10 protein-coding genes are annotated in these 13,183 nt (G+C 37.5%); 7 read left to right on the top strand and 3 right to left on the bottom strand.

Annotated features, from left to right (window positions below; genetic code table 11):
- Positions 1-18 precede the first annotated feature (18 nt).
- The 3 genes from LV704_RS13660 to LV704_RS13650 all read left to right on the top strand — a co-directional run bounded on the left by LV704_RS13660 (position 19) and on the right by LV704_RS13650 (position 4,142).
- Positions 19-1,353, top strand: coding sequence for a Gfo/Idh/MocA family protein (locus tag LV704_RS13660; RefSeq protein ID WP_163423204.1), 1,335 nt, complete (start codon positions 19-21; stop codon positions 1,351-1,353).
- A 160-nt stretch (positions 1,354-1,513) separates the two neighbouring features.
- Positions 1,514-2,968, top strand: coding sequence for a Na+/H+ antiporter NhaC (nhaC, locus tag LV704_RS13655; protein WP_163423205.1), 1,455 nt, complete (start codon positions 1,514-1,516; stop codon positions 2,966-2,968).
- Entirely contained in the window at positions 2,952-4,142 is a 1,191-nt protein-coding gene (locus LV704_RS13650) for a PLP-dependent aspartate aminotransferase family protein (protein ID WP_163423206.1), read from the top strand. Before nhaC ends, LV704_RS13650 begins: the two co-directional genes overlap by 17 nt.
- Positions 4,143-4,148: 6 nt before the next feature.
- Here the strand turns inward: LV704_RS13650 and LV704_RS13645 are convergent, their stop codons facing one another.
- A complete protein-coding gene (locus tag LV704_RS13645) occupies positions 4,149-5,507 on the bottom strand; it encodes a Gfo/Idh/MocA family protein (RefSeq protein WP_163423207.1) in 1,359 nt (452 codons plus the stop codon).
- Positions 5,508-5,542: 35 nt separating this feature from the next.
- Positions 5,543-6,655, bottom strand: a complete 1,113-nt coding sequence (locus tag LV704_RS13640; RefSeq protein WP_163423208.1) for a LacI family DNA-binding transcriptional regulator — start codon at positions 6,653-6,655, stop codon at positions 5,543-5,545.
- Positions 6,656-6,771: 116 nt separating this feature from the next.
- Here LV704_RS13640 and LV704_RS13635 point away from each other — a divergent pair, with 116 nt between their 5' ends.
- From LV704_RS13635 to LV704_RS13620, 4 genes are read left to right on the top strand one after another with little or no spacing between them, the layout of a single operon-like run.
- Positions 6,772-7,875, top strand: coding sequence for a mevalonate kinase (locus LV704_RS13635; protein WP_233782043.1), 1,104 nt, complete (start codon positions 6,772-6,774; stop codon positions 7,873-7,875).
- On the top strand, positions 7,872-8,756 hold the full coding sequence (locus LV704_RS13630) for a sugar phosphate nucleotidyltransferase (RefSeq protein ID WP_163423209.1): 885 nt from the start codon (positions 7,872-7,874) through the stop codon (positions 8,754-8,756). Before LV704_RS13635 ends, LV704_RS13630 begins: the two co-directional genes overlap by 4 nt.
- The gene (locus LV704_RS13625) at positions 8,753-10,594 is read left to right on the top strand and encodes a glycoside hydrolase family 36 protein (protein WP_163423210.1); all 1,842 of its coding nucleotides are present in this window, start codon (positions 8,753-8,755) and stop codon (positions 10,592-10,594) included. The genes LV704_RS13630 and LV704_RS13625 overlap by 4 nt, the downstream gene beginning before the upstream one ends.
- A gap of 8 nt (positions 10,595-10,602) precedes the next feature.
- Positions 10,603-12,150: a sulfatase gene (locus LV704_RS13620; protein WP_163423211.1), complete on the top strand. Its 1,548-nt coding sequence runs from the start codon at positions 10,603-10,605 to the stop codon at positions 12,148-12,150.
- A gap of 92 nt (positions 12,151-12,242) precedes the next feature.
- Here the strand turns inward: LV704_RS13620 and LV704_RS13615 are convergent, their stop codons facing one another.
- A complete protein-coding gene (locus LV704_RS13615; protein WP_163423212.1) occupies positions 12,243-12,845 on the bottom strand; it encodes a hypothetical protein in 603 nt (200 codons plus the stop codon).
- Positions 12,846-13,183: the final 338 nt, after the last annotated feature.

Below are 13,183 nucleotides of genomic sequence, written 5' to 3'. Positions count from 1 at the left end.
TTTGAAAACACCAAAAAGATGAAAAAAGACAAAACCTCGAAAAGACAAAATACCCGAAGGGATTTTGTTAAAAACACCACCCTTTTATCCGCAGGTATGCTATTACCAACATTAGACGTAGGAGCAATGGCCAATGTATTTGATAACAAAACTTTAAAACTTGCATTAGTAGGTTGCGGCGGCCGGGGCTCTGGAGCTGCAGATCAAGCTCTACAAGCTGACGACAATGTTGAATTGGTAGCAATGGCCGATGCTTTTGAGGATAGACTTACGACCAGTTTTAATAATTTGAGCGAAAAATATGCAGATTCCGGCAAGATCAAGGTGAAAGAAAAAAACAGGTTTGTTGGTTTTGATGCCTATAAAAAAGCAATTGATTTAGCAGATGTGGTCATCTTGGCAACACCACCAGGGTTTAGACCACAGCATTTTGCATATGCTGTTGAAAATGACAAGCACGTGTTTATGGAAAAACCGTTAGCCACAGATGTTCCAGGCATTCGAAAAGTCTTGGAAATGGCAGAAGTAGCCAAGTCAAAGAAGTTGAATGTTGTAGTTGGTCTACAGCGACATTATCAGGAAAATTACCTACAAACATTAGACTTGCTAAAAGATGATGCCATTGGTAAAATAGTATCAGGGCAAGTGTATTGGAACAGTGCCGGCGTTTGGGTGAGGCCAAGAAAACCAGAGTATACCGAAATGGAATACCAAATGCGCAATTGGTATTATTTTAATTGGCTGTGCGGAGATCATATTTTAGAACAACACATACACAATATTGATGTGGCCAACTGGTTTATAGGGGAGTATCCCGTTTCAGCTCAGGGCATGGGTGGTAGACTGGTTCGTACAGGCAAAGAGTATGGGGAAATTTTCGACCATCATTTTGTTGAATTTACGTATCCAAGTGGTGCTGTCGTGGCTAGCCAATGTAGGCACCAACCTAACACCATGAATAGAGTAGGTGAAGCATTTCAGGGTACAAAAGGAACCGTTCTGACCAATGATGCAGGTACTGCCAAGATTTACGATATCAACGGTAAGGAACTGCACTCGATTTCAAATAGTGAGGGGCATAATCCTTACCAAGAAGAGCATAACAGACTTTTTGCCTCTATCAGAAATAATGAAGTCATCAACAATGGAGAGTATGGGGCTAAGAGTACAATGACTGCTATATTGGGGAGAATGGCCACCTACAGTGGAAAAGTGATTACTTGGGAAGAAGCGATGAAATCAGAGTTAAGTTTGGTGCCAGAAGAGTTTTCATGGGACGCAAACCCACCGGTGATGCCCAATGATGATGGCTTCTACCCTATCCCAATACCTGGAAAATCCATTGTACTATAGCTTAATCATTAATACGACTCGCCGGCAAAATCAAATTAATTTGTTTAGCTTTCTGCTTTTTCACTTTTAGACCTAAAAAGTGAAAACAAAATCCATAGCAATAGAGGTGTTTGCTTTTTGATTTGACGAATATCTGGTATGCTACGCTTAAAAAACTAAGATGGAAAAAAAATCGATCAAAGCGGATAAGATAATTCATAGCGCTTTACCAATTTTGTTTCTGTTAGGAATGATTGTTTACGGTTTGGTGCTAAGGCCATATTTTTTTAACCAGTCGGTGATTCCTTTGGAAATCATTTTTCTTAGTTCTTCCTTTTTCGCGGTAACCCATCTAACCTATTTAGGGTTTTCGTGGAATGCCATTCTGGCTAATGCAGTTAAAAAACTAACCAAAGGTTTGCCTACTATTCTCATCTTATTCGCTATTGGAATAGTAATAGGAAGTTGGATTGTTTCTGGGACGATACCTATGTTCGTCTACTACGGAATTCAATTGGTCAACCCAGATTACATTTACGTATTGTCCTTTATCATACCTATTTTTTTTTCAATGTTCACAGGAACCTCTTATGGCTCTGTGGGTACTATAGGGGTTGTAATATTAGGGGTGGCAACAATAATCAATGCCAATCTCGCTATTGTTGCCGGCGCTGTTATCGGTGGTGCCTTCTTTGGGGATAAAATGTCTCCATTATCAGATACAACCAACATCGCCGCTTTAGCTACTGGAGTAGATTTATACGACCATATTAACTCAATGCTTTACACTACCTTACCTTCTGCAATTATTGCTGCTGTTATTTACACGATTTTAGGTTTTGTTTACCCTGCAGAATCTGTTTTAGGTGATTTTGCCGAGTTGGAAACTACGCTAACCGCCGTCACTTCTATTTTCAATTTCAATATTTTACTTCTTTTACCTGTTTTAATTGTTCTGATAGGTTCATTTAAAAAATTACCAACAATTCCCGTGCTATTAACTTCCTCATTGGTAGCTTGTATTTTTGCATTGCTCTTTCAAGGATATGGTTTTGAAGATGTAATTCAATCTGTCTACAAAGGGTTTCATACCAACATGGCGGTATGGCAAGAAACGGTTCCGGAAAATATTAGTGTTCTATTCAATCGAGGAGGCTTGTATGCCCTAAATGATGCTATTATAATAGCACTTTTTGTTTTTCTATTTATTGGTATTCTGGATACCAATAATGCCATTCCTAAAATTGTTGAAAAAGTATTTTCTTACGCTAAAACCAAATCATCCGTCATATTATCCTCCTTGGCAGCGGCTGGAATTACCAATGGAATGACAGGGAACCAATACGCTACAAGCTTTATAGTTGGAGAAGCTTTCAAAACAAAATATGATGCATTAGGAATCAATCGAAAAGTTCTTAGCCGATCTCTGGAAGATTACGGAACCATGATTGAAAGTTTGATTCCCTGGCACCCCACTGCATTATTTATGGTTTCGGTTATGGGTGTTGCCGTTGGGGATTATTGGTATTTTCAATTACTTAGTTTGATAAACCTTATCATAGCTCCCTTAATTGCTATTTTAGGCATAGGATGTTTTTACAAAAAAGACAATTTAGTCAATGAAGAAAAAGAATAACGGTACTAGTAGCGAAGAGCATCAAACAATACCTAAAGACCTTTCCTATGAAGGATCAATGGTAACTCCCATATTCCAAACATCTAACTTTTCATTTGAAAGCTGGGATGCCATTAGCGATGCATTCGATAATAGAACAAAAAGCTTCATTTACTCAAGAGGTAATAACCCAACGGTAGAAGTTGCCCAGAGAAAGTTGGCGAATCTTGCGAGTGGAGAAAAAGCGCTTTTGTTTGGATCAGGAATGGCGGCCATTTCCGCCGCAGTGCTGCATTGTGTTCAAAAAGATGGACATATCATAGCGATAAAAAATGTTTACGGGCCAACAAACAATCTTCTTTATACTTACTTGAAAGATAAAATGAATGTTTCCATCACTTTTGTCCCAGGGATTGAGTTAGGTGAATTCGAGGATGCCATTCAAGCAAATACCAACCTTATCTATTTGGAAAGCCCCTCTTCAGGTATTTTTTCTTTACAGGACATTCGTTCGGTAGCTGCTTTGGCCAAAAAAAATGGTATCAAAACAGTAATAGACAATACTTGGGCAACTCCATTTTTTCAAAAACCTCTAGAAATGGGAATGGATTTAGAGGTGCATTCCTGCTCCAAATACATTGGAGGTCATAGTGATGTGGTTGCCGGAGCCGTTATTGGGAGCGGTAAATTGATTGGTCAAATCTTTGAAAAGGAATATGAGTGGCTGGGAGCACGTATTTCTCCAGCAGAAGCCTCACTTATTACTAGAAGTCTAAAAACCTTGCCTCTTAGAATGAAAGCCCATGAAGCAAATGCATTAGAGATTGCTAAATTTCTAGAAGATCACCCAAAAATTGAAAGTGTAAATTACCCTGGGCTGAAGAGTTTTAAACAGTATGATTTGGGAAAAAAACAAATGAGTGGTACTTCAGGTTTGTTATCCTTTCGTCTAGTCACAAATGATTTAGAAAAAGTCAAAACTTTCTTTAATAGTTTGAAAAGGTTTCGAATCGCGGTCAGTTGGGGAGGCTATGAAAGCTTGATTTATGCATTGGCTATTAGTTATGTCAAGGAGATGACAAAAGAACAGTTTGAAGCTACGGGTCTTACCTACGGAGATATGCGCATATCAGTTGGATTGGAAGATGTAACCGAGCTGACCCAGGATTTAAAACAGGCTTTGAATTTAATTTGAAACAGATTAAAAACTATCCTTCATCCAATTATAGGGCTTTCTCTTTATCCAAAGTCCTCTAGTAAAATCGGGGAAATTTTGAGGTTCGCCATTATTTTCAATAGATACTTCGGACAATGGTGTTACTGCGCTCCAGGCTGCCGCATCATAGGCATCCATAGGTGGGGCAATATTTTGTTTGGCAGATTCTACAAAAGCATTCATTACAAAAAAGTCCATACCACCATGCCCAGATCCCTCAGCATATTCACCATACTTTTTCCAAAGTGGATGATCATATTTTTCAAGCCATGAAGTAGCTTCATCCCATTTGTGGGGTTCAGATTTCCCTTCTACATAAATCCTGTTTCCATCCACTTCCCATAAGCCGTTTGCACCTTGCACTCGAAAACCTAAAGAATAAGGACGCGGTAAATTACAATCATGGGTTATAATAATGGTCTCCCCCCTAGCCGTTTCAATGGTTGAAGTAATAACATCTCCCTGCTTAAATTTCACCTTTGCATTTGGATGATTCTCCCCACCATGTTTTACCACATAATTGTGCAATCCTATCGCTTTTGAGGCATATGAACTCATTGAAACAAATCGATTTCCCCTATTGATATCCGACATTACGGCTATTGGGCCCAAGCCGTGAGTCGGGTATACATCCCCATTACGCTTTACAGAGTGTTCTGTCCTCCACTTGGCTTCTGAAATAGCCTTTTCACCAAACTCAACCCCACCTCCATAAGGTTGTTGCCCATTATTGAATTTAACTTCTCTTAAATCATGCTGATAACCACATCTAAAATGAACTGTTTCACCAAAAATGTTCTGTTTTACCATATTAAGAACAGCCATTACATCCCTTCTATAGTTTACATTTTCTAGGATCATCATATGGGTACCCGTTTGCTCATGGGTATTGACCAAATCCCAGCATTCTTCCATGGTGTTTGCTGCTGAAACTTCTACTCCTGCATATTTTCCTGCCTTCATTGCATCAACAGTCATGCGAACATGCCACAACCAAGGAGTAGCAATAATCACGGCATCCACATCTTCTAATTCCAATAGGTTTCTATAGTCATAATCATTTTTTCCAAAAACCTTAGGCGATTTACCTCCTGCGTTTTTAATCATTTCCTTTGTCAAATCAATTCTAGCAGGGTCAATATCACATATAGCCGTTACCTCAACATCTTTTCTCAATAGGATATTGGTCAAATGATTAGTGCCTCTTAAACCAACACCAATAAAGCCAACTTTCAACTTATCTTCAAACGTGTTGGAAACAAAACCTGAAGCAATATTTGGTGCAAGCACAACTCCTGCTCCTAAAATGGAACTACTCTTGATAAACTTTCTTCTTGAATTCATGGCTTATTAATGTTTTTAATTTGTCATATTTTTTACTACTCTGCACTTGTACATGGCTGTTCTAAATAACTTTTTGCATTTTCCGAGTTTACAATGGCAATAGGTAACAACTTTTCTTTTGGGAATACCTTTTTGAACAGTAAGTTTTCAATTAGGTATTTTAATCCTAATGATGCCTGCGTTTTAGGATCTTGATGAATTAAAAAATCTACAACCCCTTTTTGAAGGTATTTTAGGTTTTCATCCATTAAATCGTAACCAATTAATGAAATCCTTTTGTCATGCATTGTATCTAAGACTTTAGCTACTTCATAAGCCCTGGATGTGGTTATGAAAATACCTTGTAGGTCCAGATGTTTTTCCAGGAATGAAACTAACTTTGTTCTAAAATCCCCTGTCATCAAAGTAATTGTTAGCGGACTCTTAATTCCGTTTTCATTGCAGTAGGAGGTAAAACCTTGCTCTTTTTCGCGCATATGCCTTGCATTATCATAGGACTCATTAATATGTACAATAGCAAACTTACCTCCATCAGAACTAGACATATGTAGAAGTTTTGCTGCTGTCTTTCCACTTAGCACCAAATCCTGACCAACATAAAGATCGATACCATTGGATGGAGAACTGTTGAAAGTAGCCAAAAGTGCATCCTTTCCATCAAACTTCTCAAGAATATTATTTGTTTCACGCTCAAAAAGAGGAACAAAAAACAAAGCATGTATTCCATCTCGGGAAGCCTTATATCCTTGTTGTAAGAACGATTTAGGTTTGTACGGATTAAAATAGTAAATAACAACGTTAACATTAAAGGCACTATATTCTGAAATCACCTCCTGAACACCTTCTTCACAGGGTCTCCAAAAAGGATCTAAATCAGGATTAGGAAGCAAAACGCCTATTTTATAGACAACACTGTTTTTTAGGACTCGGGCAATAGGGTTGGGCTTATAGTCGAGTTCCTCTATAGCGGCCATTATTTTTTTCTCAGAAGCTTTTGAAACCCTACCTCTTTCATGCAACACTCTATCCACTGTTCCTATTGAAACACCGGCTTTTTCTGCAATATCTTTGATGGTGTGTTTGGCCCTCATAAAGTCAAAAATAACAAAAAAGTCATAGGAAACTTGAATTAATGTGTACGTTAACATAAATTTGCGTGTACGATAACACATTTTTGATATATTTGTATTGTTATTCTATTAAACAATATAACCAACTATCCATCCTTTAGTGTGAATAACCTAGATGATTTTTAATCTTATTTATGGCTTTGGAAAGAATTGTTTCATTGGCACCCGGTAGAACCTGTCTTTTTGGAGATCATCAAGACTACTTAGAATTACCAGTAATCGCTTGCGCCATAAGTCGCCATATTACGCTAACAGCCATTAAAAATAATTCTCAAAAGTTAATTATCAATAAACCAGATATTAATGAAATACGGGTTATCAATTTAAAAGAACCCATAGCAAAGATTGAAAAGGGAGATCATTTATTAACCGCATTAAAAGTAGTTGAACAATACAAATGCATTCCCAACAAAGGCTATGACATTCACATAAGTGGAAACATAGCGATAAATGCGGGAACTTCAAGTTCATCCGCAGTGGTCGTGGCTTGGATAAAATTTCTCTTGAAAGCCTTCGGGTGCAATCAAAAAGTCACAAAGGAATTGGTTTCTAAACTTGCATATCAAACTGAAGTGGAATATCACAATTCACCAGGCGGAAGAATGGACCAATACAGTATAGGATTGGGAAACATCATGTACTTGGAAACCGATGCTAAAGCACATTATGTAACGTTTGACAAGCCTCTAAAAGGGTTAATAGTTGCCGAATCTGGCATACCCAAACAAACAACAGGTGTCTTGGGTGAGTTAAAAGAAAAAGCGCTCTTGGCGGTGCACAAAGTAAAAGAAAAGATTCCTTCTTTTGAATTAAAAGAGGTGAACAAAGATGAGCTACCATGGTATCTCAATTACGTATCAGATGACTTGAAAGTATTCCTATCGGCCGCTGTTCTAAATCATGATATTACTCAAAGAGCATTTAAGGAATTTCAAAAAGAAACATGGTCAACAAAATCTATTGGTGCCTTGATGACCGAACACCATGAAATACTTAAAAATTATTTACATCTCACCGTTCCAAGAATTGATGACCTGATAGACGCCGGGCTATCTGCAGGAGCTTTAGGGGCTAAAATAGTTGGGTCTGGACGAGGCGGCAGTATTGTACTTCTTGTCAATGAGGGAGAAGAAGATAAAATCATTGATTCACTACTTAAAGCTGGAGCTAAAGATGCATATAAAGTTCAGGTAGATCCTGGCGCAAGAATAGTAGAACCAAAATCGATACGATCATGAAATCACATGCTACTTTGATAATTCTTGCGGGCGGAGCGTCTTCAAGAATGAAAAAAACAGACACTTCCAACCAAGGTAATTTAACACAGGAAGAGATAAAACAGGCCAACGAACGCAGTAAAGGATTAATTTCTGTTGGGAAGGATAAAAGGCCTTTCATGGATTATCTGCTAAATAATGCACAAAAAGCAGGATATAAATACATCTATATTGTTGTTGGAGCAAATGCTACTTTATTCAAAGAATATTACGGAGGCAAAAAAAGCGAGAACAACTTCCACGGCTTATGGATATCCTTCGCAACGCAGCACATTCCAAAAGACCGTGTAAAACCTTTAGGAACTGCGGATGCAGTTTTTCAAGCCATAGAACAATACCCAGAATTAAAAATGGCAACTTATTCCGTATGCAATAGCGATAATCTGTATTCTGTAGCTGCCTTGAAAGCGTTACGAGATACCAATAGCCCTAATGCTTTTATAAGTTATGATCGCGATAGTCTTGAATTTACCAAAGAAAGAATCTCCCGTTTCGCGTTGGCAAAATTGGATTCAGAAGGTCATTTACAGGAAATTGTTGAAAAACCAGACTTAAGTCTAATTGATGAGTATAAGGACAAAGAGGGGAAACTGAGAGTAAGCATGAACATATTTAAGTTTGACGGTATCATGTTTTACGAATACCTTAAAAACTGTCCGCTTAATGAAATAAGAAACGAAAAAGAATTGCCCACGGCATTATTGAACATGATACGAGATTACCCAGGCACCGCCATCGGCATCCCCTTTTCTGAACATGTACCGGATTTAACTGCTAAATCAGATATTATGGCTGTAAAGCAATATTTAGAAAAAAAATATGAAAAACTAGATTGGAAATGAGTAGAAAAAACAAAGCAATATTTCTATTCCTCCTTATGATGGGAACATTGCACGCGCAAAAAAAAGAGGAAACTTTTGAATTGGTAGGACAACAGGTTCAATTAACTGGAGAGTTCGGAGCATTTGACACAGAAACTACCATCGAAAAATTAGCGGATGGTCTTGAAGTCGCCACAATATCCATAAAACACCAAAAAGGAGCAACTCCACCTAAATTCTCGCTAAAATGGAAATTGCCGTCAAGTAACATCGCAGGGTACTGGAGTAGCGCTGCCTTCAATGATAAAACTATTGGGCCCAGTTGGGCGCCCTCTACAGTTCGTTCTATGTTGGCCAAACAGGCTCCTGTGATAACGCTTTTTGGTCATGATGATAGCAATCGACTCACTTTTGCGGCAACTGAAGCTTTGAATACGGTGGTATTGAGTACGGGTGTTAAAGAAGAAGATAGGCTTGTGTATAACGAGATCACTTTCTTTTCAGAAAAACATCAATCCATAAAAAGCTATGAGGTTAAAATACGGTTTGATGCAAGACCTCAACCATATTCCAAGACGTTGGAAGAAGTGGCAGATTGGTGGGCTTCTTTTGATCAATTAAACCCTGTTGATGTTCCCGAAGTGGCTCGCAAGCCCGTTTATTCCAGTTGGTATAGTTATCATCAGAATGTAACCATGAAAGATTTACTAGCTGAGTGTAGACTTGCCAAACAAATGGGTTTTGAATCCATTATTGTTGATGATGGTTGGCAAACCATAGATAGCAATAGAGGTTATGCCTTTACAGGTGATTGGGAACCCGAACGCATTCCAAAAATGAAAGAGTTTGTAAAAGAAGTGCATAAACTGGGTATGAAGTTCATTTTGTGGTATGCCGTTCCTTTTGCTGGCGAGAATTCAAAGGCCTATGAGAAAATGAAAGGAAAATTTCTCCGCTATTGGAACGGACAGGGGACATATGTTTTAGATCCTAGATATCCAGAAGTGAGGGAATTTATAATCAAAACCTATGTAGATGCAACGAACAATTGGGATTTAGATGGTTTTAAACTGGATTTTATAGGAAGGTTTATTGCTGATGAAGACACCAAATTTACCATGGAAGATGGGCGTGACTATGCTTCCGTTAATGAAGCGACTGATGTATTGATGACTGATTTGATAAAATCGCTTCAAGAAATTAAACCAGATATCATGATTGAGTTTAGACAACCCTATGTGGGTCCGGCCATGCGAAAATACGGGAATATGTTCCGTGCAACGGATTGTCCCAATCTATCCTCTGTGAATAGAATTAGAACCTCAGATTTAAGACTCTTGAGCGGTACAACAGCGGTTCATTCAGATATGTTGATGTGGCATTATGATGAACCGGTGGAGGTAGCAGCATTGCAAATGCTCAATGTAATGTATTCCGTACCACAAATTTCGGTTAGGCTGGAAGATATTCCCGAAGACCATTTTAAGATGATTAAATTCTATACGGATTATTGGCTTAAAAACAGGAATGTGCTATTGGACGGTGATTTTCACCCCACGAGCCCGTTGACCAATTATCCAATGCTTGAAGCAGTCAAAAACAATAAAAAAATTACTACAGTCTTCAATGACCAAATAGTAGACATTCAAATAGAAAAATTTGAAGAAATGGATATTATCAATGCAAAAACATCTACAAGAATAGTGGTTATGGTAAATGGTAAATCGAAAAGCTTCCAGTATACCACAATGGACTGCCTTGGTGGGGAAACAAAAAAGGAAACTTTGGAATTATCCGAGGGTACTTATTCTTTTACGGTTCCCGCTTCGGGATTAATTTCTTTTAAAGCAACCAATTAATGATGACTATGAGGGTTTACAAAAAATGGTATGCAAGATTCTTATTGATTACCTCGGCGACAATATTGTGTATTTCATGCGCCGAGAAAAAACAACCTAAAGAACCTGATCAACACCCCAATATCTTATGGGTCTTTCTTGAAGACACTGCACCCCTTATGGGTCCTTATGGCACAACCATAATTTCAACTCCAAATATTGATAGCCTTGCACAGCAAGGTGTGGTATACACCAATGTTTTTATGCCTGCACCTGTATGTTCGGCAAGTCGTTCCAGTATAATTACCGGGGTGATGTCCACCACTACAGGAACGCACAATCATCACAGCTCTAGAACAGAAGAATCAGCTATTTATTTACCAGATAGTTTAAAAACCATTCCTGAACTTTTTAAGCAAGCTGGCTATTTTACCTTTAACAATGGTAAAGATGACTATAACTTCATGTACGATAGAAAGGATTTATATACTCAAGACTATAAGTTGCATCCCTTATATGGTAAAAGCGGAGTCCATGTAAACCTAGATTCTCTAAAGAATCAACAACCTTTCTTTGGGCAAATACAATTGAAAGGAGGAAAAGAGATATTTTCCAAGACCTTTAAGGACAATGTAAAAACTCCTGTTGACCGCTCAAAAATAGCATTGCCCCCATACCTGCCAGACCATCCCGCAATTATAGAAGAATATGCCAATCATCTAGATGCCATTCAAATTACGGATAAAAAAATCGGGGAGATCATTCAAGACCTGAGAGAAAATGATTTATTAGAAAACACCATAGTATTCTTTTTTTCAGACCATGGGATGAGACTTACCCGAAACAAACAATTCTTATATGATGGCGGCCTACATGTTCCTATGATAATTGCCGATTTTACAAAGAATTTTGCAAAGTTAGCACCTGGCACCATCAATGAAAGTTTAATAAGTGGATTGGACATTGGAATTGGATCATTGGCGTTAGCGGACATTGCGGTACCAAATTATATGGAAGGGCTGAATATGTTTGACAATGCCTATAACAGAGAGTATGTTATTTCTACCAGAGATCGCTGCGATTTTACCATAGATAGAATTCGTTCAGTACGTTCAAAGGAGTACAAATACATTCGCAATTTCATGACCGATAGGCCTTATACACAACCCACTTATATGGATTTTGATGGTATTGAATTTGTTAAAGTCATGCATCAACTACATAATGATAAAAAATTGAACTCGACCCAAGACATCTTCATGTCTGATGAACGACCAGAAGAAGAACTGTATCATTTACTAAGCGATCCTTTTGAATTGAACAACCTTGCAAAGGATATTAAATATGATAATGTCGTGAAAGCATATTCCAATATTTTGGATGATTGGATTATTAAAACTGACGACCAAGGGCAGTATCCAGAAAATGAAGAGAACTTAAAATTGATGTTGGGCATTTGGGGCAAGCATGCCATAAATCCTGAATATGATGCTTTAAGAGAAAAATACCCTGACCTTGAAGGTTCAAAGGTTTCCTTGAAGAGTGCGTCTGCCAAATTGATTGGAATTAATAAGTAACACGAGCCCCATAAACGTTTATGAAATGTATCAATTGTATAAATGGCTGATTGTTATGGTTTGGAGATAGTGTTAAAAAAAATCAGAAAGGGTTATTTTGATAAGGAATCTATTACGGAATTAGCTTTTTCCAGTTCTTTTTCCAATCTTTCATTTTTTTGAAGGTACTCCAAACGCACCTGATCCAGTTTCTCCTCAAATTCATCCGCTGGAACATATTCTGGCTCAAATAACATACTTTTTAAAATACTAAAAAGGGTAAACAAAAAACTTATGACAATAGCAGAAACCATTGCAATAAGCAAGGTCTTTTCTCGCTTTAATGAAGGTGAATTTTTTTTAAGCAGTTTTTTCTCATCTTTAGACAACTTTCGGTTACCAGAAAGTTGGTCCAAAAAAACATCCCATTTTTCTTCTTCCCTAATATGCATATCCTTGAATCCTCCATCATTTATAAAATGATGCGTACTTGGTGTGGATGCCAACATGAAAATTTCCGCCCCATTTCCACTCATAATATCCAAAAGATTCGAATCATAATCTTGGATTTCCTTTATGAGTTTCACCACAAAATCTAAATTATATCCAGGACGTAAGAATTCATCATAAAGAGCTTGAATCTCAAAATAGTCCCTACGTTTTAAAGCGTACTCCAAAAAGCGGTCTTTTAATTCGGCCTTGAAAAATTCGCCCATTTCCCAGTTAAGAAAAATTAAAGTTTTGGTTTATTGGTCTTTGCGGACAAAGTTACTTTAAATGCTTGGGCAATCACCATTGTTAATGTAAAGAATTCACGTTTTTAATAGAACCTTTCACAATTTCCTATTTTTTATTTTCGACACATTTTATATTCTTTGGGCTTTAAAATGACAATTGATTTTCAAAAAAAAAGAAAGAAGTAAATGATTTTGCTTAATTTACAACTGTGTGAAAAAGGAATAGTTGTCTGCAATTCTAGTTATTGTTCTATTTGACTTACAAGTATTCTTAAACGTATTACGCTGATTTACTATTGTTAATTAGTTGGCGTTTT

The organism is Flagellimonas sp. CMM7 (genome assembly GCF_021390195.1).
Classification (GTDB): Bacteria; Bacteroidota; Bacteroidia; order Flavobacteriales; family Flavobacteriaceae; genus Flagellimonas.
The sequence above is the reverse complement of the archived record's forward strand: the minus strand, read 5'-3'. Positions and strand labels throughout refer to the sequence as shown.

Bases quoted from the DNA above. Each gene is read 5' to 3' on its own strand.
- nhaC (WP_163423205.1), top strand. From the start codon at position 1,514: ATGGAAAAAAAATCGATCAAAGCGGATAAGATAATTCATAGCGCTTTA.
- LV704_RS13615 (WP_163423212.1), bottom strand. From the start codon at position 12,845: ATGGGCGAATTTTTCAAGGCCGAATTAAAAGACCGCTTTTTGGAGTAC.
- LV704_RS13660 (WP_163423204.1), top strand. From the start codon at position 19: ATGAAAAAAGACAAAACCTCGAAAAGACAAAATACCCGAAGGGATTTT.
- LV704_RS13635 (WP_233782043.1), top strand. From the start codon at position 6,772: ATGGCTTTGGAAAGAATTGTTTCATTGGCACCCGGTAGAACCTGTCTT.
- LV704_RS13640 (WP_163423208.1), bottom strand. From the start codon at position 6,655: ATGTTAACGTACACATTAATTCAAGTTTCCTATGACTTTTTTGTTATT.
- LV704_RS13630 (WP_163423209.1), top strand. From the start codon at position 7,872: ATGAAATCACATGCTACTTTGATAATTCTTGCGGGCGGAGCGTCTTCA.
- LV704_RS13645 (WP_163423207.1), bottom strand. From the start codon at position 5,507: ATGAATTCAAGAAGAAAGTTTATCAAGAGTAGTTCCATTTTAGGAGCA.
- LV704_RS13650 (WP_163423206.1), top strand. From the start codon at position 2,952: ATGAAGAAAAAGAATAACGGTACTAGTAGCGAAGAGCATCAAACAATA.
- LV704_RS13625 (WP_163423210.1), top strand. From the start codon at position 8,753: ATGAGTAGAAAAAACAAAGCAATATTTCTATTCCTCCTTATGATGGGA.
- LV704_RS13620 (WP_163423211.1), top strand. From the start codon at position 10,603: ATGAGGGTTTACAAAAAATGGTATGCAAGATTCTTATTGATTACCTCG.